This window comes from Bacillus sp. SA1-12 (assembly GCF_000981385.1).
Lineage (GTDB): Bacteria > Bacillota > Bacilli > Bacillales > Bacillaceae > Metabacillus.
Genome location: NZ_LATZ01000021.1, coordinates 23,925 through 45,804, shown reverse-complemented (window position 1 = coordinate 45,804; position 21,880 = coordinate 23,925). Strand labels below are relative to the sequence as shown.

The window sequence follows — 21,880 nt, the reverse complement described above, 5'->3', positions numbered from 1 at the left end:
GGATTAAGGGGAAAATCAAAACAATGAGTGAAAATATAAATCTACAATCAAAATTGTTCATGAAACACGATCAAAACACCTTTGAAAATCCGATAATATGGTCAGATGTACCGGATCCTGATGTTATTAGGGTAGGTGATACGTATTACATGACTAGTACCACTATGCACATGAACCCTGGGGTACCAATTATGAAATCGTACGATCTCTTGCATTGGGAAATCGTTAATTATGTTTATGATATTCTTGCTGAAAACGACAAACAAAAGCTAATTAACGGGAAAAATGAATATGGAAAAGGTTCCTGGGCAAGCAGTCTTCGTTATCATCAGGAAACCTTCTATGTGGTTGTGGGCTCTTTAGCTACTGGGAAAACCTATATCTTTCAAACGGGAAATATTGAAAAGGGTCCTTGGGAACGCTTTACTCTAGATGAGTATTATCATGACATGTCACTACTATTTGATGATGATGAGCGCGTGTATATGACTTATGGTCATGGTGATATAAAAGTAATTGAACTTACTAAAGATGTAACAGCAATTAAAGGAGGTGGACTAAACAAAGTAATTATTCCAGATGCTAGTCTAGTTGCAAGTGCGGAGGTAGACGTGGGTCTGCAGGCTGAAGGTTCACACATCCAAAAAATCAATGGGTATTATTACGTATTCACAATAACATGGCCAAAGAATGGTAACCGGGTTCAACTCGTGCACCGTGCAAAGGGTATTGATGGTGAATATGAAGGTCGTATTGCTATGGATGATCCGAGTGGTATTGCACAGGGAGGAATTATTGATACAGTTAACGGTACTTGGTACGGCATGTTGTTTTGCGATAACGAATCCGTTGGTCGAACTCCTTGTCTTATCCCGGTTACATGGGAAGACGGGTGGCCTGTTTTTGGCGAGCAAAGTAAGCTTCCAGAATGTATGACTTCTCCATTTCGTGATAAAACGTCTAGTAGTCTCATTGCGAATTCCGATGAATTTAATTCTGATACCGATAAAGTTGGATTAGTTTGGCAATGGAATCATAATCCTGATAATGAACATTGGTCATTGACCGAACGTCCTGGCTATCTAAGATTAAGAAACGGATGGATATCTACAAACTTAGAGGATGCTAAAAATACGCTTACCCAAAGAACATTCGGACCAGATTGCTCGGGTCATATTGCGATAGAAATCTCGAACATGAGGGACGGAGATGTTTCTGGTTTTGCCGCCTTTCAGAAAGATTACGGGTTTGTTGGTGTAAAAATGTCTGGCGATTCTAAATCCATTGTGATGGTAAATGGGAGCTTTGGCCCTGCAGAGATTATTGAAAGTATTCCTATTACCCAGGGGAGAGTATATTTTAAGATTGATTTTAATTTCTGGAGTCAGACTGACAAGGCATATTTCTATTATAGTCTTGATCATGTTAATTGGAATCCTATAGGAAATATCCTTCAAATGCGTTATAAGTTAGACCATTTTATGGGCTACCGTTTTGCTTTATTTAACTATGCCACAAAAACAACGGATGGATTCGTAGATTTTGATTATTTCAGGATAGAAGATACTATTTTTAGAGAAGGTAATTAGAAAGTAATTTTTGGATACTTCGTTTATTGTATCAATAAACGAAGGGGTATTTTTTAATTCAAGTTAAGAACTATATCAACTTCGTATGATTACTCAAAAAAGTCCCATTTCTCATTTAAATAACTTTAAATATCCCAAAAAATGCAAAGGAGTAAATATATGTTAAAAATTGCACGTAAACAAATTTTCTCTGGATTAGCATTAGTCTTATTAATACCTCTAGGAGCAAATGGTGTATCTGCTTTAGACCAACCATTAGACGCTTTAAATGCAGCACCAATTGATGAAAGATATGAAGATTCATTCTCTATTGGTGCTGCCGTAGAGCCTTACCAATTAGAAGGAAAGACTGCCGATATACTAAAGCGCCATTATAATAGCATCGTTGCAGAAAACGTTATGAAGCCTATTAATATACAGCCAGAAGAAGGAAAGTTTAATTTTGAAGAGGCAGATAAAATAGTCAAGTTTGCTAAAGAGAATGATATGGATTTACGATTTCATACTCTTGTCTGGCATAGCCAAGTACCACAATGGTTTTTCCTTGATAAGGAAGGAAATCCAATGGTAGACGAGACAGACCTGAAACAACGTGAGAAAAACAAAAAACTTTTATTAAAGCGCTTAGAAACCCATGTAAAAACAATCGTTAAACGGTATAAAAATGAGGTGGATTCTTGGGATGTTGTGAACGAAGTAATCGATGATTCCCCACAGAACGAAAAAGGTTTACGTGAATCTCCATGGTACAAAATCACTGGCACTGACTACATTAAAGTAGCATTTGAAACCGCTAAAAAATATGCCGGTAAAGACGCAAAGCTTTATATCAATGATTACAATACAGAAGTAGAACCGAAAAGAACAAATTTATATAATTTAGTGAAAGATTTATTGGAGCAGGGGGTTCCAATTGATGGTGTTGGGCATCAGTCTCATATCCAAATTGGCTGGCCATCTATTCCACAGATTGAAGATTCAATTAATTTATTTGCTAGTCTTGGATTAGATAATCAAATTACTGAGCTGGATGTTAGTCTTTATGGTTGGCCACCAAGACCTGCTTATGAGACTTATGAAGACATTCCAGAAGAGAAGCTCCAAGCACAAGCTGAACGTTACGATGCCTTATTCGCTCTATATGAGAAATTAGATAATAAGATTAGTAATGTCACATTCTGGGGCATTGCTGATAACCATACATGGTTAGACGACCGTGCACAACAGTACAATAACGGAGTCGGAAAAGATGCACCATTTGTTTTTGATCCTGAATACAACGTTAAACCAGCATATTGGTCAATTATGGATTAAACATGCAGGCTGTATTTTCTAGATGGGAGGGCAACCTCCTTTTCTAGAAAAGAAGAGAGCACAAAAGCCTTTTATAAAACAATAATTAATTTAGGATTAATTATCTTTATAATATCTATTAGCCATCGGAGGGGAAGATATGAATCAGCTTCAATCTAAGTTAAATATTCCATCTTTTTCAGACGTTTATAGTGATTACTTTTCAATTGGGGCAGCTATCAATCAACGGACAATTGAAAGCTCAAAACAACTCTTAACCAGGCATTTTAACAGTATAACAGCTGAGAATGAAATGAAGCCAGAGAATCTCCAGCCTAATGAAAACAAATTTTCGTTTGAAAAAGCAGATCAATTTGTAGCTTTTGCAGAAGAACATAATATGAAAATGCGTGGACATACATTGGTATGGCATAATCAAACGCCAGATTGGATGTTTAAGGAACAAGACGGTTCAGATGCATCAAGAGAATTACTATTAGACCGTATGAAAACGCATATATCAACCGTTGTAGGACGGTATCAAGGGCGTATCCATAGTTGGGATGTTGTGAATGAAGTAATTGATGACAGTGAGGTTCTCTTTTTAAGAAAATCAAACTATTTGGAAATTGTAGGAGAAGATTTTATCGAAAAGGCATTTCGGTTTGCTCATGAGGCCGATTCAAAGGCATTGCTTTTTTATAACGATTATAATGAGTGTCACCCTCAAAAACGTGACAAAATTTATAAATTGGTTAAATCGTTAATCGAAAAACAAGTTCCAATACATGGAATAGGCATGCAAGGGCATTGGAATTTAACCAGTCCATCGTTAGATAACATCCGTGCTGCTATTGAAAAATATGCATCTCTTGGCTTGCAAATTCAGCTTACTGAATTAGATGTGTCAGTATTTGATACTACCGATGGACGAACAGATTTAAAAGAGCCAACAACTGAAATGATTGCGTTACAAGAAGAACGCTATGAGCAGCTGTTTTCTATGTTACGTGAATATAGGGACGTAATCAGTAGCGTTACTTTCTGGGGTGTTGCAGATGATTATACATGGTTAGATAATTTTCCTGTAAAAGGAAGGAAGAATTGGCCGTTATTATTTGATGTCAATCAACTCCCAAAACAAGCGCTTCAGAAAATTACGAGTTTTAGATAATCTCTCTCAATTTTTATGATGATTTAGTATTTTTAATTAATTCATAAAAAGGTGGAATGTTAGGTTGACACAGGAGCAAGGTGCCTTTTATACAAAAGAATATCGCAATGTATTTAAAGAATACGGGTACTCGGAGGAAGAAATCCAACTAAGACTAGAAGCCACATGGAATCAACTCTTTTATGGAGATGAAGATACAAAAATTTACTATTCTAATAAAGATAATACGGGATATTTATTAGATACTGGTAATCTTGATGTCCGTACAGAGGGCATGTCATATGGAATGATGATGGCTGTTCAACTTGATAAGCAGGACGAATTTGATCGAATTTGGTTATGGGCTAAGAAAAACATGTATATGACAGAAGGGACACATTCAGGTTATTTTGCATGGTCATGTAAACCAGATGGCAAAAAGAATTCAAATGGACCTGCGCCGGATGGGGAAGAATACTTTGCGTTAGCATTGTTTTTTGCCGCACATCGATGGGGAGATGGTGAAGAGCCTTTTAACTACAGTGTTCAGGCTAAGGAATTGTTAAAAGATTGCCTTCATAAAGGGGAAGGCAACGATGGTTATCCAATGTGGAATCCAGTTAATAAGCTTATTAAGTTTATTCCCGATTGTGAGTTCACTGACCCATCCTATCATCTTCCTCACTTTTATGAGCTATTTGCATTGTGGGCTTATCCAGAGGATCAACCATTTTGGAAGGAGGCAGCAGATGCTAGCAGAGAGTACTTAAAAATAGCTTGTTATCCTCTAACTGGTTTGGCACCTGAATATGCTCATTATGATGGGACACCAAATAATGAAAGAGGCTACGGACACTTCTTCAGTGATTCTTATCGAGTAGCCGCTAATATTGGACTCGATTACGAGTGGTTTAGAGGAGATAAATGGGAAACAGAAGAAGCAAATAAAATCCAAGCCTTTTTTGCAGATAAACACCCAAATGATTATCGTCGATACACTATTGAGGGAAGGCCCTTTGATGAAAAGTCCCTTCATCCGGTTGGACTAATCGCAACGAATGCAATGGCATCTTTGGCAGCAATCGATGGTCTAAATGCAAGGAAAATGGTTGATCTATTCTGGAATACACCTGTTCGGAAGGGAAAAAGACGTTATTATGATAACTGCTTATATATGTTTAGTATGCTTGCATTAAGTGGAAATTATAAGATTTGGTTTCCTCGTTCTTAATTTCGGAATAGATTCTGTTCTTACAAACTGGAAGGCTAGCAGCCGTGATGTTTAAGCTTATCAAGGATGAATAAAGGGATTGACGGAGTGGATAATGTGAACTGAACCCACAACAATAACCTGAATGGCATTAAATAATTACAAGAAATACTTTGTAACTCTGAACTAGAAAGCGCTTAAATACTATTTTAAATGAGAAAAATAGTAAATACGTATAATACCTCCTATGGAATTACACAAGTCTTTTTCTTATCTATTTAATATAGGACAATCTATGTTTCTATCTCTTTAACTTTAAAAGGGGGCATATAAGGAAAATAAAATGTGCGTGCAATAAAAATGATAGGATAGAAGAATTTTATTATAAAACTAAGTTTTTCGATAAATTTCCTATTTTATGTCATGTAAGATATTTTTGACTTTTAAAATTTTAGTAGGGGGGGATTTTTAAGATGTATAAGAAGCTTTTTTTACTCATAGTAATGTTTTCTATGTTACTTAATTTTGTACCAAGTAAAACGTCATTTGCTCAATTAAATGAAAAAAGGACAGTTAAATCACCAACAGTCCTGAGTGCAGAGTTAGGAGATGTTTCTGAAGTCGTTGGTGCTCCAAATATAGAGTTAGAAGTCCCTGTGAAAATGGATGAGTTGTCAAAAGGACGACACTCCTCTATTGCTGCATCATTTAATATCCCTGAGAGTCTTACTGTTACTGGGGTGGAATTCAGTTCAAAAAATATTACTGGAGCAAGTTCATATACTTATTCCAATAATCATTTAATGCTTCATGTCAAGGGTGGTAATGTAAGATTCTCACATAAAAAATCTGATTTATTCGCAACAATTAAATTAAAAGTAAAAGATTTTGTGACATCAGATAAGACAGATGTAATCAGGACCAATTATATCAAGATTGATGGTGGAGACATTGAATATTCAGTTCAAGATGCAGTGGCTACCATTGGATTAAAATTACTGGATACAGGTGCAGTTGCAAAAATTCCTGGTAATGCCAATCCACTTATCAGTCATAAATTTGGTGCAGATCCACATGCGATGGTTTTTGATGGAAGGGTTTATATTTACTTAACAAATGATCAGTACGAATATGATGCTAACGGAAATGTCGTACCAAATACTTATGGCAAAATTAATACGGTTACTGTCATTTCTTCTGATGATATGGTCAACTGGACTGACCACGGTGCAATTCCTGTTGCTGGACATAATGGCGCAGCAAAATGGGCAACTCAATCATGGGCCGTTTCAGTTGAGCATAGGATTATTGAAGGTAAGGATAAATTTTTCTTGTATTTTTCAAATAACGCGTCAGGTATTGGTGTGCTTACATCAGATACTCCTATTGGGCCTTGGACAGATCCGCTTGGAAAACCTTTAGTCGCCCGGAATACACCTGAATCTGAGGGTGTAACATGGCTCTTTGACCCTGCAGCCTTTGTCGATGATGATGGTCAAGCATATTTGTATTACGGCGGAGGGGTACCAGGTTCACCACCATCCCAAGAGCAAGCTGAATCCCCGAAAACTGCCAGAGTTATTAAGTTAAGTGATGATATGATACACACAGAAGGGGAAGCAAAAGTAATTGATGCACCATTCTTGTTTGAAGCTTCAGGTATTCACAAACATAATGGTAAGTACTACTACTCATATAGTACAAACTTCTCTGGTGTACGTGAGGTACACGATCCGAAGACTGGTGAAATTGCTTATATGATAAGTGATAATCCAATGGGACCGTTAACGTACATGGGTACAGCACTTAAAAATCCATATCAATTTTTTGGTGTCGGCGGAAACAATCATCAAGATTTCTTTGAGTTTAAGGGTCAAACATATATAACCTATCATGCACAAACATTAGCGAAAGAATTAGGAACTGCTCAAGGGTACCGTTCTCCTCACATTAATAAGGTTGAATATGATGAAAATGGTTATATAAAAGATGTCAAAGCAGATATGAAAGGTGTATCCCAGGTTGCCAGCCTAGATCCATATAAGAGAAACGAGGCTGAAACTATTGCATGGAATGCAGGGATTTCGACTGAGAAAGCAGAAGCTCCCGGCAGTTTAGTTGAGAGCATCAACCTTAATGTAACAGAGATCAATAACAGAGACTGGATGGCTGTATCGCAAGCTGATTTTGGGAAAAAAGAAGCTGCAACATTTGAAGCTAATATTGCGTCAACTGTAGGCGGCACAATTGAAATGAGACTGGACAGTCCAGTTGGTAAAGTTATTGGTACACTTAATGTTAAACCTACTGGTGGAGAACAAGAATGGCAACTGATGAAAACGAATGTAAAGAACGTTAGCGGTACACACAATATCTTCTTCATGTTCAAAGGAGAAGGAGAAAATAACTTATTTAATATTGATTATTGGAAGTTTACAGCAGCAGAAGACTGAGATGAAACACAACTAAACGGAATCAAGAATTTTATCAAACATCTTGCTGGGCATAAGTACGGTATTTATCCGGACTTATGCCTTTTTATTGTGTGTAGAGTGTTTGTCAAGAATAACTCTATTTGTAAACAAATTATTGAGTTTCATAAAGGGAAAATAGAAGTTTCTTCGGTCATAGATCAGGGAACCACCTTTAAGATTTTACTACCGAGTAAATCATAAGTATTGGGGGTTGAAAGGATGGATACTGTTTGCTTCGGTTTCACTTTCTACGCGGGGGAAGTATTAAAGTGAAACTTGGTAATAAAGTAGGTGTATTGGATTAATTTACAACAACCATTAACTATAAAAAAGTTGAAGAAGATGATATTCGTTAGGTAATAGAATTTATGATGAAAATACGAAAAGAAACTTTTCCAATGTTACCACAAGAGCAACTTCCATACGATTTACTTCATTTTCAAGAACATTATATTCAACGGGAAAATTCAGTGGTTTTTGCAGCTTGTTTTAATGATGGAACTATATTAGGGACAATTGGTATCTATCCTTACAATGGTAGATTTAATCAATTGAAGGATTATTACAATACTCAAACAGCTGAAATTGTAATGTGCTACTTAGATTCAGATTATAGGCGCTTGGGACTACATTATTCAAGAAAGCTCTAGTATTCAGTTATGATACTGGGTATCAGAAACTATATTTACATACACATCCCTTTCTGCTAGGTGCGATCACTTTTTGGAAATCTCAAGGGTTTCAAGTCTAGTGAGACTATCTGAAGAAGATCCAATTTGAAATACTGTGCATATGGATATAAATTTGTGAGTTTACTATCTATTTTGTTGATTTAGATTTATTAAAAATACTATCTGTCATACATAATACTATTTTTATCACTTCCTACTTATTTAAGAAAAAGAGGTTTTAGTTGAGGTATTGTATTTTATCTAATAAGAGATAAATAGGGGGAGAGTTTCTTATCTCCCCCCATTTAAGTAAAAGGTATTAGAAACGTCCCATTGATTGTTGAGCCATAGCAACAAGACGTTTAGTAATTTCTCCACCAACTGATCCATTAGCTCTTGATGTTGTTTCAGCACCAAGGTTAACGCCAAACTCTGATGCGATTTCAAACTTCATTTGTTCAATAGCTTGTTGAGCACCGGGAACAACTAATTGATTGCTGTTATTATTTTGTGCCATACAAATCATCTCCTAAGTTTGTAAGTATTAGATTATGCAAGCTTGCTTAATTGTAGTTTGATGAATTAAACAAAATTTATACATGTAGATAATGTTGTAATAAGAATATATATTACTAAAAACAAACACTGATCAATTGGGACAAGGAGTATCGTGAGCAATTAGCCAATAGAAAAGCTGCTGAACTGGAGGCTCTCCAAGAAAAGTATTATTGGACGATTGAAGTTACTATGAAAAAGCTCTACTGGTTGCCAATAGTAATGCTGAAAAAGCGACACGCGGAAAGGGTTTCCTTACTGAATATGAGATAAGAGAAACTATGTCTACTATTTAGACTAACCAAGAGGCAAACATATACAACTCAATCATGGATATTGATAATAGTATTCGTCTAGCTGTGTATGGCCTGGAGAATGTATACCGCTCTTTTGAGAGCCGTTTTTGGATGTATTCCTTTATTTATAATAGGTATAGTTTAATAACAGAGATTGCCGACAGTTTAAATCGTTTTCTTTATGAGCATCCAAAGACAAGAGATGACCTTTTAAAGTATCTGGAAATAAGCAGCGTGGAGTTTTTACCAAGTAGTGAAGGAAAGTTTATTAAAGGGAAGATGAAGCTGGAAGTAAACCAAATCCGTGTAAAAGAGCAAATAGCTTAGATTCTGCCCGTATACGAGTAAAAACAGTAGCCAACTGTATTAGAGATTACATGAAGGAAAAAGCCGTTTTTATAGACACTTATTTGAAAAAAATCGAGGAGATTGAAGAAATGGTAAAAGCAGCCCACCTTCAATCAGAAAATAAACAATACAGAGCTATTCGAAAAATGAATAAAGAGCTTATGGACAAATTAATGTATGAAGATGGAATTATTGTTTTTTCGACTTATGATGAACGACCAATTGACAAGAAATATTTTAAGAAGTTTCTAGGCTGTCAATCGAAGGAGCTCAGGATGGATGAAATCTGAAAATGAGTAAAATTATTTTTAGCCTTTAGAGAGCCATTAAAGTTTAAATCAAGAAGGATGAACAGGATGGAATCATATAGGTTCCATCCTGTTATTATGGTATAAACAAAGAATTACGAAGGGGTACACTTAAATAGAACTGCTAATAGTTTGTCAATATCCTTCCCCAAGTATAAATACAATCCATATAATTTAGGCTGTATTATTCGTTTAATTCCAGAATCCTTTCTTCATACATTTTATTAGTAATGCGGCTGATTGGATAAGGTCCCCAAACAAATGTAAAATGCTTTAAGAAAGCAAGAAAAGTAGGGGTTTGTCCCAAACATAAATTTCCTTTTTGAATATTAATAAAATAAAAGTGAAGTGAGTTAAAATGTATTTGGTTGGTTTTTATTCGCCAAAGGCAAAATCAGGTGTAACTGAATTGTCTTTATCGATTTATTACTGGCTTAAAATGAACACGACTTTATCTGTGGCATTCATTTCTTATGGGACTTTGGAAAAAGAAGAGACATCAAATGAACTTATTCACGAATTCTCAAAATTATCCTTAACAGAACAAAAAAGGAATGTTAAAAGGATGAAGAAAGAATACGATATTATTATTTACGATGCATCTAGTCAACTTTCCGAAGAGGCTTTAAAACTATTACCAATTGTAGACAGACTATTTGTTGTCGGTGAAGAACATACAGATTTTGCGGTCAAACTATATCAAATTATTGAATTTAATAAAATTTTTGATAAAAGCGTAAAAAATTTTATTACACATTTACAAGGAAATAAAACATTTATTATCCGTGAAAATAAGGAGGGCCGTGTTATTGGTTTTAATTATTCAAAAAAAGAAGCAAATGAAATTGGTCAAAAAGTGTATTCAGATTATGTTACTCATTTTTTTGAGATGAAGTTTATTGAAAAAAATAAAAAAATTTATAATAAAATTAAACGAGTTCCTAAAGAAGACTTACACAAAGGCTTATATGAGTTAGGTATTGATTTTGAAAAAGCACTGCTCTTTCAAAAATTTATTGTCCTACGAGAATTTTCAGGTCAGGATTATCACGAAGCAATAGAAAGCCTTTTTCCACTTTTAATTAATTCCACTTTCAACGAACTTTTAGAAAAGTTTCAAAATGAATTATTTTTTATTACGAAACTTAACATATAATAAAAATCCGCTTATCATTCTTCTAAAGCCTATTTGTTATTCATTATTTCAAAGATCAGGTTAATCCCATTATCAAAAGATAATTAATTGCATCATAAACAGGTGAAAATCCATCCACAATAAAAGGATAAATACTCAATAATCAGACACTAGAGTAATGGTCTTAGTGTCGTTTCTTTTTAGAGGAAGGTGCTGTTAAATTTTTGACGCGGGTTCGATTTGCTTTTCAGTTTTATAAATTTATTCGTTGACAAACTTCAGTATAGCGGTAGTTAAATTTGGTTGGGAATTCGAATCTCTCCTGGGACGCTAAAATTTAGAAGTAAAATTCCGCTACATCCACCTCTTATCTCGTTTAGTGAAACGGTCAGTTTAACGGTCATGTAAGAAATTACACCTGTTATTGACTTGAATCATTTTACGTTATAGGGGGGGGGCTATGTATCTTTAGTTGTAGAAGAATTAAGGGATTTTAGGATTGAGAACAACCTGTGTATTCCATTAAAGGGTGCAAGAATTGAACATAATGTGCTGTTTAAGCAGTCCATTTTCTTGTTCTTTACTCCGTTAAAGGGCAGGATTTAAATAAGATTAGGATGTAATATAGAACTTTTTAAATAAGGAAATCTTCCTTTTTAGAAGAAATTGGATTTAAAATATAAAAAACAAGTTAACATAGGTGATGGAGTTCACCTTTAACCGCCGTTGGCTAATGACTCCTGCCAGTAAAATTACTGGCAGGAGTCTTTTTATTTTTAGAAATAATGTCGGAGGATTGATATATGTATGGTTTATTTACTTGTTGGATTAGCTGGATTATTGGGAGCTATTTTAAGGTATTTGATCGGTTTAGCATTATTCGATGAAAGTCTGATGTTTCCGTTTTCTACTTTGGTAACTAACTTGATCGGAAGTTTTCTTTTGACTTGGTTTACAACAGGGCTGTTGAATAAGTTTTCAATGCCTGCTCATATTAAAACTGTCATTGGAACGGGATTTGTGGGTTCATTTACAACATTTTCAACGCTAAGTGTGGAAACAGTCCATTTATTTCAAAGTGGCAATCTATTTTTAGGAATTATCTATATTTTGATTAGTATGTTTGGGGGATTAGTTATGAGTCGTTTAGGATTTAGTGTAAGAAAAGAGGAAGAAATCGGATGACATTATTTCATTTATTGTTAGTTGGGGTTGGAGGTTTCTTTGGAGCCATCGCTCGTTTTTCAATGAGTCAATTCATCAATAAAAGGTTTTCTTTTCAGATTCCAATTTCCACCCTTTTCATTAACTTATTGGGTTCATTCCTTCTAGGGTTGATTGTAGGAATCGGAATAAGCGAATATGCCTTACTATTGCTTGGCACGGGTTTTATGGGAACATTTACGACGTTTTCAACGCTTAAACTAGAAGGGATACGACTTCATTTAAGCAAAAGGAAAAAAGAATTTTATATATATAATCTAATTAGTTACTGTGGTGGTATTCTACTAGCTTTTTTAGGGATTGGGATGGGACAGTATATCTCTTAGGACAGGTGAAGATATGAAACTAAATTTATATCCGCAAGCTATTTTACTATTAACTATTCCAGCCATTATTGAAAGTTTACTTCAAAGTATGGATGGGTTTGTTAATACCTTATTCATTTCGAAATTAGGAATAGAAGAAGTGGCAGCAGTCGGGATAAAAATTAAGAACTTTTTTGTAACTTAATATTCTTCAAAAATCTATTCCAGAATTAATACGTTTTAGCATTGTAGAATTGTTATGTTTTTGAAATTAACACGATCTGAACGATCCTTTATTTAAAACAACTTCATACATTCATCCAGGTATTAAAGCAAGGAGAGAATCAGTTTGAGGAGGGTGAACAACAATATACCTTTAAAGAATATGAATTTTACACACGTAAATGCTTTGTTTTGGAAAATCTCATTCGGGAGCGTATAGGATATATTCCTTTAAAATTAACGGAGTCTTATATTTAGAACCTTGCTGCAATAATGGAGGAATCCTCTAAAAAAACTAAATAATTACAAACCGATTCAAAATAGATGACAATAAAGGTGCTTAATATTAAGAAAAAGGTAGAACTAAGTTTCACAGGTGAAAAAATTGCAAGAGTTTAATACTGTTGTAGAACAAATACTGACTAAGATCTTCTGGGTGGTTGCTATCATTAGAAATAACACTAGTCGCATAAGTGTAGTATTTGTATATTATTAGCGGATTTTTTTTAGCATTTCGAACCCCTGGTAAATGAATTACATAAACTGGAAAAAAGGAGTTTATAGAATGAGTATTATTACTATTCTTCTTTCTGTTCTTATTGCAATGGTATTGGTACTGTTGCGGATAAGTTATTTCCATTTAATATGGCCGGGGCTATGGTAGTAGTTGGTTTCATTGGGGATTGGATTGGTACACTCTTATTTGGCACAAGGGGCCTATGCTGGCGGGCTTTCTTCCTGCTCTGCTTGGTGTCATTATTGTTGCTATTGTCGCAGGTAGCATTGCCAAGCTTTTTAGGTTACCCAAGGTTTCAAGAAAAAAGAGAAAGAAGTGTGGTCAGTGAATATTTTTTATGGTGTATTATTCATTCTTTTCTTTGCACTTATATTTATCTTTCTAATAAAAAACAAATTGATAATAGCAAAAGAAAATAAAGACTATCATTTAACGGGACAATTAAAAAAAGGAACAGATTCAATTTTATTGCATACTTCACCTGGTTTTTACCTTTATACTTTTCATATTAAAAAAGGGAGAGCTAGGTTAGGTCATCATCAATTAAATCCTGATGGTGCAACATGGATGATTCCTGCTAGTCATAACAGTTATTATGATTTTATTGGTCCCTGTGTTCTTGAAATAAAAATAAAAATTGGTACATCATTCAACGAAGTCGATCAGTTGCTTATTGTTAATACTTCTTTAACAAATGAATTAATCTTTTCTTATGACAGGAAGGAAATTACATCATAAGTGCTTTTTTATGCCGAATAGTAATAAACAGAAAGTATTACCTATTATACATTCTCTTCTAGGATGTCCGCATATGAAGAAAAAAACTTCTAACTTGGAAGAGATCGTGGATTATATTGAAAAACAATAGTTACTTCACTACCGGGTAGCTTTAGTGAAAGAATTAATTGATTTTAAGATTGAGATCATATTTTAGTTATTCCATTATTGGGCGCTATTGTTTAAGATCAAAGGAATAAAATGATCACTGTTAAATCATTGGAGCCGTTATCTCTAGGATTACCTTGCTATTTAAACCATTTTAATATTAGCGGACCCTTTAATTATATTTTAAGTTTTAGGAAGGAGAGAGGTGGATGGAGGCCCTCTGGATAGAGTATGCTGGTGCATTGTTAATTCTAATCGGATTAGAAGGATTGTTATCAGCTGACAATGCCCTTGTACTAGCTGTTATAGCCAAGCATTTACCCGATGATCAGAAAAGAAAAGCGATTAATTACGGGATCTTTTTGGCTTTCGTTTTCCGATTTGGTGCACTTTTTGCCATTTCTTTTATCGCAAACGTCTGGCAGGTACAGGCGATAGGAGCAGCTTATCTACTTTATTTAGGCTTAAAGCATGTCATTCAGGCACGGTTCGGGAAAGAAAATGAGAATATTCATAAGTACGATGAAAAGAAAGCCGCGGGGAAAGGTTTCTGGCCCACAGTAGGGAAGATTGCTTTAGCTGATCTCGCTTTTGCAATTGATTCGATCCTAGCAGCGGTTGCTTTAGCACTTGGTCTTCCGGATTCACCGCTCGATAACTTCGGCGGCATGGATGGTGGACAGTTTCTTGTTATTCTTCTTGGAGGTATTGCTGGTCTAATTTTGATTAAGTATGCAGCAACCTGGTTTGTGCATCTTCTTGAAAAACGACCCGCATTGGAAACAACAGCATATGCCATTGTGGCCTGGGTCGGTGTCAAACTTGTTGTCATTACTCTTGCCCACGAGGATATTGGTATCTTAGATCATGATTTTCCTCATAGTACCACATGGACATTGATCTTCTATGGAGTACTAGTTGCTATTGCACTAATCGGTTGGTTTTCACCGAGCAATAAGGCAGTCGAGGGAAGAAAATCCTAAAAAGTCATAAATAAAAGAGGAAGGTGTGTATAATTAATGAATTTAGCAAATTATACCCCTGACATGTGCGAATACAGTCTGCATTTTTTTGAATTAGAATTATATCGGAAATAATTTGTATGAGAAATATTAGACATCTTATGAAAAGCTTCACTTTAATTAAAGGGCGCAATTCTCTAATAATGACTTGCGTCTAATTTTATATTTGACACAATGTACACATAAAAAAGAGGTCACTCAACAGTAGCCCCTATTTAATAATTGTTTATGTTCCACTTTTTCATGAAAATGACTCAAAGTTTCCGTAGCTACAGCAAGGTAATATCACCGAGGAACTGTAATAATCCTATTAGAAGTTCCATTTCATCACTCCTTAATTGAAACATACACCAATTATGGGGAATATTGTTGGATATTTTGTATGTAAAGGAGAGCTGGGTTTACTTTAATTAATGTGCACTTCGTCTCTATTATGAACAAGCTTATTCAAGAAAAGGGCGCTTTAATTAATAATATGGAGAAAAGTAACCTGTGATAGAGCGGGTTAGATGTTTTCTAATTTTTCGAGGTTGAGAGAGCAGATTGCAAAGAAAACAAGCAGCTTTTACCACGATAAATCAGTAATTTAAGAGATGTTTGTTTAGCCCAAATTTTCTGAATAAGAACATATGCAAATATTGAATAGAAAGTTGATAAGGGGAATAAAGTTATGAATACTATGCATATTGCTGATTTGATTGTGCGCTGTGCTGTAGAAATAGAAGCTATTTCAAAAGAACTGTATTATGAGCTTGGTGGTAATATGTCTCCTGTTAATGTAGGGGGAAAGCCTTTATGTTTTATAAGTTCACTATTTTAACTGAAGATAGCAGAAGATGAAAAAAGTAGAGGTTAATGCAAAATCAGGTGTCTGAATGGCCTTTAGATGAAAACTTAAAAACAATTTTTTTGATTTGTGGGACTTCGGACAGGCAATTAAATTGTTTTTGAATATAATAATATGCAAGAATACTAGATTTTATGGAGGTGAATGAATTTGTCTTATCTTGTTAGAGTAGATCTGCTTGATATGTCTTTCGAAGATGGTTTATTAGAAAAAGGGACTGGAAAAGACGAATGTACCATTACGGTAAAAGTAAATAATTTCATCACTCACCACCATCATTCAGGTCATTTTCAAACTAGTAAAACTGGTTTTGACACTATTTTTTTTAATAAAAATATATTTACACAAATTGTTGAAGATGAGAATTTGAAAATTGACATTTCCGCCAGTATAAATGTAGATGAACCTATCTTCGATGATATAAATCAAGCCGCCATTATCGTCGATTTACCTGGTCAAAACTCTCTTTTGATGACACTATCTTTTGATGTTACTAACTATAATTTTAATTACTTATTAAAAGGTATCTTTGGAAAATTAACTTTTCAAGTAAAAATTGAACCATTTATTAATAATCCTACAGAGTAGATATTTTTAGGTAATATCCTTAAAGGGAGGTGCATCATTTTTGCCATTTATTGTTAAAGTTGATCTGCAAGAAATTAAAGTGAACGGAAATAACGAAATAGGAAGAGATGAATATCTCTTTACATTGAGTTCATTTGATAGAATTCTTAAAGTGAGAAGAAATGTCCCTCATAAAGGACCTTATCCTTATACTTTTGAAGTGAAACAAAATCTTTTGAATGTATTTTTCGAAAATGAAGTAAATCTTAAAATAATAATGCAAGTGGAAGAAATTGACCCCATTTTTAGTGAAACTACCAGGCAAGAACTTGAAATTTCTAATATCCTCTGTTCAAATCCTCTAACTATGAATGTATTTCGAAGAGTCACTGATCCCAGAGCACGCATAGACGCCACATTTCACTTTATCATAAGTATAGAGCCTTTAGAAAATCAGATAAGATTTCGACAACTGCTTGGTATTGTGAAAAGATTATTGATAATAAAGGATTAGCAATAAAACAAGAGCTGCGACTTAAAAAGGCAGTAGCTCTTGTTTTTATACCTGGAATATGCCATTAATGTCACTCATCTTTCTCTTTTCTTTCTTGTTGCCTATTGCAATTTAGCTTTGAGTATCTCAAGGGCTTTGAACCTAAAAGTATTCGAAAACGGACATCAAAAATAGATGATTATTATGAAGTTATTATCGTTATTGCTTTCGGAAGAATCTAAGCAAATTTTTTATTGCAAACGAGTCTTATGGCAATATTTAAAAGATAATCAAGGATTAAAAGGCAGTCAATTCAATTTTAGAAAGTACATATCAAGTAAAGCTGAATTTCAACGTTATTTTGATTTGGGGAAACGCAAGAGCTCAAACACTGAAGTAATTCGATTCGAAACACCTCCAGCATAACATGCTCAATTGGATTGGAAGGAAGGAGTGTCACAAAGATGGAGAGATATTGTATGTAAATGTTTGTGTACTTTTACTTGGCCATTCATGATTTCAAACATTTAACCTATCTATCTCAAAGGCTCAAAGTATCGTCTAAAGTACCAATTTGATAAAGAAAACAAAAAACAAGGAAATAGATAAATATGTATGTATTGGCTTTAACAGAAGCGATAAAGTTCTTTCGTTCATACAGAGTAAATAGTGATGAGAAGTTGGTTGAAGAGTGGTTTAACGCTACTTCCACCACAAAGGATTACGATCATCAAGTTTGTGAGGATGATCTTTACGAATTTTATGAGTGTTGTAGATGGACAGCACAGCATATGAAGAAGGAATAGATGATCAATCAAAAATTGCAAGATTGTTAGAAGAAGTAGCTGAATTAAAAAGTGAAATATCATTTAAGAAAGGAAAAAGAAAAGTTAGAAGATAAACTAAGGATTATACCATTTTATTTCCTAATATTCCCCCGTCCCTTAAAAAGGTTGGGGGAACAAAATTGTCTATTCTAAAAATGATCAAAAATGTACATATTATCATTGACATTTATATAAACCAACCGAATAGATCAATACCTTCAAGTACTCCATAGAAGATTAGAGTCCAAGTGGTGCTGTGGGGAAAATGTTTGTTAAACATTAAAACTCTATAGCCCCAAATTGAAATTGGAAAGCTCTAATTAGATATTTTATAATCTAAATAGCAAAGAAGCTGACGTAATGCAACGTCCTAAACATTTTAAAGAATTTAAAATACTTTGGTGGTAAGTCTACTTAACCTTAATTTTATTGTCCCGTTAAGTGTAGCCGATTCTGCTTTTTCAATGCTCATTTATAACGAAGTGCTATTTTTACCGCCGTATATTTTTTCAATTAATTTTCCAAATGGTTTTGCAAATGGCAAGAAAATAAGTGAAACCATTACATTAAAGATTACACTAACATGTGCGAGTTGAGCATCTGGGCTTGATGCTAATTTTTCTCCAAGCGAAGTAAGCAATCCAATTAAAGGGAAAAAGGCTGCAACCCCTAATACATTAATCCAAACATGTGCCCAGGCAGTTTGTAATGCTTCCCTTGTACGTGAGACATAACCTGCAAACAGTACATCTACACAAGTACCAATATTTGCCCCTAGCATGATCCCCACTGCTGTTTCTAATTCCATAATGCCTGCTGAAAGGAATCCCATTGCAAGCCCAACGGTTGCACTGCTTGATTGAATCGTTCCTGCAATCACGATTCCAGCTAAAACAGCATAGAAAGCATTGTTACCGATAGCTTCAAGTATGTTGTTGATAAATGGCAATTCTACCAATGGATCTGCTAAATATTCGAATCCCCACATAGCTCCAAAAACTGCAGCCAAACCAAGTAAGATAATCCCAGTGCTATGAAGTACCTTTCCTTTTACCAATGCAAGGATGGCGCCGACAATTGCCATGGGAATGATGAGAGAATTAATGTCCAGCGTAATAATTTCCGCATCGATAGTTGTCCCAATATTCGCTCCGAGAATAATTCCAAAGGCTTGTGGAAATGTCAGTATTCTAGCCGAAATCAGTCCAATCGTAATGACCATTACTGCAGAACTGCTATTTAGAACGGCTGTGACGATGGTACCGACTAGCAGGCCTTTCCAAGGTGAACCTGTTAATTTGAAGAGCCAACTATTAAGGGATTCTCCAGAGAAATTAAATAACCCTTTGCTAAATAAGAACATACCATAAATGAATGTACCTACAAAAAGTAGAAGTAGAACTAATTCAAGCATTTTCTAACCTCCTTTCTATCTAGTCTACTTTTACCCATGACCTAGTTGATTTCTATAAAACTACTAGTCTTTGATACGAGTAGGTACACTTTTCATAACAAAGTTTAGGTCTTTGTGTGCTCGCAGATTGTTTTTTTCAGGAACAAAACTAAGTTCTTTTACGATTTTGCTAAGAGTTGTGCTAGTATGGTGGGCAATAAGCATTCTTAAAAGGGCAACCTCAAGAATGAATAGGCCAACGAGAAAAATAGAAGACATTAATTGGAGCATGTTCTCACCTCCTTTTTCTATTAATATATGTTTGCCATTCTGGAATGCTTGGATAAATGATGATTGAATAGAAAAAATGTGTGAAAAATGGATGATTAAATGGGGATAAAAAGAGGCTGAATAAAATACAGATAAGTAATACGAAGTAAAGGAGGAATTCAAATGGTCTAGTTCAATCTGTCGATTATTGGAAAAAATCTCTCTATCAAAGAGTAGGAAAATAAGTAAGATGTTGACAAGCTCAAGAAGGCCTCGACAGCTTTTTTTGAGTTTAAAACTAACTTGAATGGGATATTAGGATGCCCTTAATAGGAAAACATTATGAATATGAGTTATTTAGGCGAGTGTAATGAATGGCATCATAAGTGATTATGCGAAATGAGATACATCCAGTTATTCTGGTCATAAAAACTGCATGACCTATAAAAATAGATGCTAGCAGACGCTAACATCTATTTTTGGGAAATAAAAGATTTTATTAATATAGTTTTGAGATGGCAACAACACATGACCTTGGAATATCACCAAAAGGCCAACTGCTGGTAGGGTTGGAGATATCTTTAGTCTCTTCTCCGGGGTGCTGCACGGACATAAATAAGGTTTCTCCATCAGGTGAGAGCCATGTTCCAGTAAGTTCGGCCTCCACGGGTGCAGAGGCAAATTGTATCGCTCTTCCTCTATTAGGTCCTTCTGTTGGAATCATAAACAATCCGTTGTTTCCAAACGGTTTGTACGCTCCTTTATTAAGTAATTCGGAACTGATATCGGTGCAGACCCATAAATTTCCCAACTGGTCAAACATCAAGTTGTCCGGGCAGGAAAAACCGCTCTGAGGCCCTCCTGATGCGAAAATTTCATATACAAAAGATGTACTTTCGTGGTTATTGTCTTCTTCAACAAGTCGGTAAATCTGTCCGAAATAATTTCCATGATTTTTATTATTTGTAAATCCTATATATACTGAACCATCAAACGGATGAATCTCTACATCTTCTGGCCTGTCTAGGGGTGTCCCGCCTACGAACTTTGCAGCGTCTCGAGTGTTGACTAGTACTTCACCTTGCGTTTTAAATTTTTCTCTTAGTTTAGGGGTTTTATTTAGATCAAGTGGTATCCACTTATTAGCCCCCATATCGGCCACATAAAGTGTTCCTTTTTCAAGCAGGGAGCTATTCCTTTTTCCAAGTTCTGGACGATAAACATCATCACTCACAAATTTATAGACACATTCATCCTTAGCATCATCCCCAGTATACACGACAATGCGGCCGCTTCTGCCTAGTGTCATCATGGCATTTTCATGGGCAATTCTTCCGAGCATTGTATGTTTTTTCGGCTTAGATGTCTGATCAAATGGATCAACCTCTACGACCCAGCCGTAATGGGTAGGATCTAATTCAGGTACATCAGGATTTCCAGCCCAATCCCCGACCATGTCATGAAAATTTTCTTCACAGGAAAAAACTGTATTCCAAAGTGTTTTTCCACCTGAACAGTTGGCAAACGTTCCAACCACTTCTGTCACGCCCCCGACTGCAGAGTCCCCTTTTGCAGGCCCTGTCAAATCAATTGGGGTGTTGGCGGTGATTCTTCTGTTATAGTTAGAGCCCTTAATCATGCGCCAATTAGCCCCGTTTTCTTTGCGAATATGGATGACCGAACCACCAAGGTTATATTTTTCAATATCGATTTGCTCAGCTGTTCTGACACCGTTGGAATAATGGTTAAAACCGCTGACGAAAAGACTCATGTTATGGACATATTCATGATTCACCCACAATAAACCTTCATATGAGTCAATTGGAAAATAACAGGTAAAGTCATTGTTGAACCCAAATCTTTCCCCATTGCCTATATCGTCTCCCCAAGTCGCAATAATATCGTATTTATATCCTCTTGGAAGAATAAGCTGATCTTGACCAGATGGCCGGATTGCCTGAAATTGAGAGAATGGAGTTGTGTTATTACTCATTAATCCTTGAGATTGGGATACGTAGGGAAAATACTGTTGATATTGCTCACCGGAATTTTGCAAATGAAAAGGATAATACCAATTAGTCAAAAGGAATTCACCTCTTTTTAGGAATTAGACTTACGCATTTCATGTATATGCGCACGTTCTAAGAAATTTGTATATTAAATGATATTTAGAATCTTTAGATAGTAATAACAGAGGAGAATATGTCTGAAATATCTTGTGCTAACACTAATTCCAATCAAAAGAGCATGACAAATAAGCCATCGATCGATGACTT

The 21,880-nt window shown here is 35.1% G+C and carries 22 protein-coding genes, 1 pseudogene and 1 riboswitch; of the genes and pseudogenes, 19 read left to right on the top strand and 4 right to left on the bottom strand.

The genetic code is table 11. The features are described 5' to 3' along the window. Positions 1-23 precede the first annotated feature (23 nt). The 6 genes from WQ54_RS13385 (at position 24) to WQ54_RS13360 (ending at position 8,369) form a co-directional block, all read left to right on the top strand. Entirely contained in the window at positions 24-1,589 is a 1,566-nt protein-coding gene (locus tag WQ54_RS13385; RefSeq protein ID WP_046517350.1) for a glycoside hydrolase 43 family protein, read from the top strand. A gap of 159 nt (positions 1,590-1,748) precedes the next feature. After that, positions 1,749-2,903: an endo-1,4-beta-xylanase gene (locus WQ54_RS13380; RefSeq protein ID WP_046517348.1), complete on the top strand. Its 1,155-nt coding sequence runs from the start codon at positions 1,749-1,751 to the stop codon at positions 2,901-2,903. A gap of 139 nt (positions 2,904-3,042) precedes the next feature. After that, positions 3,043-4,056: an endo-1,4-beta-xylanase gene (locus WQ54_RS13375; RefSeq protein WP_046517346.1), complete on the top strand. Its 1,014-nt coding sequence runs from the start codon at positions 3,043-3,045 to the stop codon at positions 4,054-4,056. 64 nt (positions 4,057-4,120) lie between these two features. Further along, a complete protein-coding gene (locus WQ54_RS13370) occupies positions 4,121-5,266 on the top strand; it encodes a glycosyl hydrolase family 8 (protein WP_084822036.1) in 1,146 nt (381 codons plus the stop codon). 452 nt (positions 5,267-5,718) lie between these two features. Next, positions 5,719-7,698, top strand: a complete 1,980-nt coding sequence (locus tag WQ54_RS13365; RefSeq protein ID WP_231597525.1) for a family 43 glycosylhydrolase — start codon at positions 5,719-5,721, stop codon at positions 7,696-7,698. Positions 7,699-8,087: 389 nt separating this feature from the next. After that, complete coding sequence (locus tag WQ54_RS13360) at positions 8,088-8,369, top strand: GNAT family N-acetyltransferase (protein WP_052737779.1); 282 nt, start codon at positions 8,088-8,090, stop codon at positions 8,367-8,369. A gap of 340 nt (positions 8,370-8,709) precedes the next feature. Here WQ54_RS13360 and WQ54_RS13355 read toward each other — a convergent pair whose 3' ends face one another. Beyond that, positions 8,710-8,907, bottom strand: a complete 198-nt coding sequence (locus tag WQ54_RS13355; RefSeq protein WP_046517343.1) for an alpha/beta-type small acid-soluble spore protein — start codon at positions 8,905-8,907, stop codon at positions 8,710-8,712. 445 nt (positions 8,908-9,352) lie between these two features. Between WQ54_RS13355 and WQ54_RS13350 the strand changes: the two genes are divergently transcribed. The 13 genes and pseudogenes from WQ54_RS13350 to WQ54_RS35280 all read left to right on the top strand — a co-directional run bounded on the left by WQ54_RS13350 (position 9,353) and on the right by WQ54_RS35280 (position 18,015). Further along, on the top strand, positions 9,353-9,568 hold the full coding sequence (locus WQ54_RS13350; protein ID WP_156177943.1) for a hypothetical protein: 216 nt from the start codon (positions 9,353-9,355) through the stop codon (positions 9,566-9,568). 110 nt (positions 9,569-9,678) lie between these two features. After that, complete coding sequence (locus WQ54_RS13345; RefSeq protein ID WP_156177941.1) at positions 9,679-9,879, top strand: hypothetical protein; 201 nt, start codon at positions 9,679-9,681, stop codon at positions 9,877-9,879. Between the two features lie 376 nt (positions 9,880-10,255). Beyond that, positions 10,256-11,053 carry a hypothetical protein gene (locus tag WQ54_RS13340; protein WP_046517337.1) on the top strand — a complete coding sequence of 266 codons (798 nt, stop codon included), beginning with the start codon at positions 10,256-10,258 and terminating at the stop codon, positions 11,051-11,053. A gap of 669 nt (positions 11,054-11,722) precedes the next feature. After that, a riboswitch (Fluoride riboswitch) is annotated at positions 11,723-11,782 on the top strand. A 57-nt stretch (positions 11,783-11,839) separates the two neighbouring features. Continuing rightward, the gene (gene crcB, locus WQ54_RS13335; protein WP_046517335.1) at positions 11,840-12,217 is read left to right on the top strand and encodes a fluoride efflux transporter CrcB; all 378 of its coding nucleotides are present in this window, start codon (positions 11,840-11,842) and stop codon (positions 12,215-12,217) included. After that, positions 12,214-12,582 (top strand): fluoride efflux transporter CrcB, encoded by a 369-nt coding sequence (crcB, locus tag WQ54_RS13330; protein WP_046517333.1) that lies wholly within the window; start codon positions 12,214-12,216, stop codon positions 12,580-12,582. The genes crcB (WQ54_RS13335) and crcB (WQ54_RS13330) overlap by 4 nt, the downstream gene beginning before the upstream one ends. Positions 12,583-12,595: 13 nt before the next feature. Beyond that, positions 12,596-12,766 (top strand): hypothetical protein, encoded by a 171-nt coding sequence (locus WQ54_RS33595; protein WP_156177939.1) that lies wholly within the window; start codon positions 12,596-12,598, stop codon positions 12,764-12,766. A gap of 858 nt (positions 12,767-13,624) precedes the next feature. Beyond that, complete coding sequence (locus WQ54_RS13325; protein WP_046517332.1) at positions 13,625-14,038, top strand: hypothetical protein; 414 nt, start codon at positions 13,625-13,627, stop codon at positions 14,036-14,038. 356 nt (positions 14,039-14,394) lie between these two features. Further along, complete coding sequence (locus tag WQ54_RS13320; RefSeq protein ID WP_046517330.1) at positions 14,395-15,168, top strand: TerC family protein; 774 nt, start codon at positions 14,395-14,397, stop codon at positions 15,166-15,168. Between the two features lie 709 nt (positions 15,169-15,877). Next, positions 15,878-16,027, top strand: coding sequence for a hypothetical protein (locus tag WQ54_RS33585; RefSeq protein ID WP_156177937.1), 150 nt, complete (start codon positions 15,878-15,880; stop codon positions 16,025-16,027). 177 nt (positions 16,028-16,204) lie between these two features. Next, positions 16,205-16,642 (top strand): hypothetical protein, encoded by a 438-nt coding sequence (locus WQ54_RS13315; RefSeq protein ID WP_046517328.1) that lies wholly within the window; start codon positions 16,205-16,207, stop codon positions 16,640-16,642. Between the two features lie 40 nt (positions 16,643-16,682). After that, complete coding sequence (locus WQ54_RS13310; RefSeq protein WP_046517327.1) at positions 16,683-17,135, top strand: hypothetical protein; 453 nt, start codon at positions 16,683-16,685, stop codon at positions 17,133-17,135. A gap of 119 nt (positions 17,136-17,254) precedes the next feature. Then, a pseudogene (locus WQ54_RS34715) lies at positions 17,255-17,628 on the top strand (IS21 family transposase); the annotation flags it as partial. Positions 17,629-17,889: 261 nt separating this feature from the next. Further along, the gene (locus tag WQ54_RS35280) at positions 17,890-18,015 is read left to right on the top strand and encodes a hypothetical protein (RefSeq protein WP_269431571.1); all 126 of its coding nucleotides are present in this window, start codon (positions 17,890-17,892) and stop codon (positions 18,013-18,015) included. A gap of 398 nt (positions 18,016-18,413) precedes the next feature. Here the strand turns inward: WQ54_RS35280 and WQ54_RS13300 are convergent, their stop codons facing one another. The 3 genes from WQ54_RS13300 to WQ54_RS13290 form a co-directional block, all read right to left on the bottom strand. Further along, a complete protein-coding gene (locus WQ54_RS13300; RefSeq protein ID WP_046517321.1) occupies positions 18,414-19,355 on the bottom strand; it encodes a Na/Pi symporter in 942 nt (313 codons plus the stop codon). 63 nt (positions 19,356-19,418) lie between these two features. Next, complete coding sequence (locus tag WQ54_RS13295) at positions 19,419-19,625, bottom strand: hypothetical protein (protein ID WP_046517319.1); 207 nt, start codon at positions 19,623-19,625, stop codon at positions 19,419-19,421. A gap of 478 nt (positions 19,626-20,103) precedes the next feature. Next, on the bottom strand, positions 20,104-21,687 hold the full coding sequence (locus tag WQ54_RS13290) for a PhoX family phosphatase (protein ID WP_084822035.1): 1,584 nt from the start codon (positions 21,685-21,687) through the stop codon (positions 20,104-20,106). Between the last annotated feature and the right edge of the window lie 193 nt (positions 21,688-21,880).

Excerpts from the sequence above, each read along its gene's own strand:
- WQ54_RS13340 (WP_046517337.1), top strand. The coding sequence starts at position 10,256 with ATGTATTTGGTTGGTTTTTATTCGCCAAAGGCAAAATCAGGTGTAACT.
- WQ54_RS13360 (WP_052737779.1), top strand. The coding sequence starts at position 8,088 with ATGATGAAAATACGAAAAGAAACTTTTCCAATGTTACCACAAGAGCAA.
- WQ54_RS13295 (WP_046517319.1), bottom strand. The coding sequence starts at position 19,625 with ATGCTCCAATTAATGTCTTCTATTTTTCTCGTTGGCCTATTCATTCTT.
- WQ54_RS35280 (WP_269431571.1), top strand. The coding sequence starts at position 17,890 with ATGGACAGCACAGCATATGAAGAAGGAATAGATGATCAATCAAAAATT.
- WQ54_RS13345 (WP_156177941.1), top strand. The coding sequence starts at position 9,679 with ATGGTAAAAGCAGCCCACCTTCAATCAGAAAATAAACAATACAGAGCT.
- WQ54_RS13350 (WP_156177943.1), top strand. The coding sequence starts at position 9,353 with ATGTATTCCTTTATTTATAATAGGTATAGTTTAATAACAGAGATTGCC.
- WQ54_RS13385 (WP_046517350.1), top strand. The coding sequence starts at position 24 with ATGAGTGAAAATATAAATCTACAATCAAAATTGTTCATGAAACACGAT.
- WQ54_RS13300 (WP_046517321.1), bottom strand. The coding sequence starts at position 19,355 with ATGCTTGAATTAGTTCTACTTCTACTTTTTGTAGGTACATTCATTTAT.
- crcB (WP_046517333.1), top strand. The coding sequence starts at position 12,214 with ATGACATTATTTCATTTATTGTTAGTTGGGGTTGGAGGTTTCTTTGGA.
- WQ54_RS33585 (WP_156177937.1), top strand. The coding sequence starts at position 15,878 with ATGAATACTATGCATATTGCTGATTTGATTGTGCGCTGTGCTGTAGAA.
- WQ54_RS13375 (WP_046517346.1), top strand. The coding sequence starts at position 3,043 with ATGAATCAGCTTCAATCTAAGTTAAATATTCCATCTTTTTCAGACGTT.
- WQ54_RS13380 (WP_046517348.1), top strand. The coding sequence starts at position 1,749 with ATGTTAAAAATTGCACGTAAACAAATTTTCTCTGGATTAGCATTAGTC.
- WQ54_RS33595 (WP_156177939.1), top strand. The coding sequence starts at position 12,596 with ATGAAACTAAATTTATATCCGCAAGCTATTTTACTATTAACTATTCCA.
- crcB (WP_046517335.1), top strand. The coding sequence starts at position 11,840 with ATGGTTTATTTACTTGTTGGATTAGCTGGATTATTGGGAGCTATTTTA.
- WQ54_RS13320 (WP_046517330.1), top strand. The coding sequence starts at position 14,395 with ATGGAGGCCCTCTGGATAGAGTATGCTGGTGCATTGTTAATTCTAATC.
- WQ54_RS13355 (WP_046517343.1), bottom strand. The coding sequence starts at position 8,907 with ATGGCACAAAATAATAACAGCAATCAATTAGTTGTTCCCGGTGCTCAA.
- WQ54_RS13365 (WP_231597525.1), top strand. The coding sequence starts at position 5,719 with ATGTATAAGAAGCTTTTTTTACTCATAGTAATGTTTTCTATGTTACTT.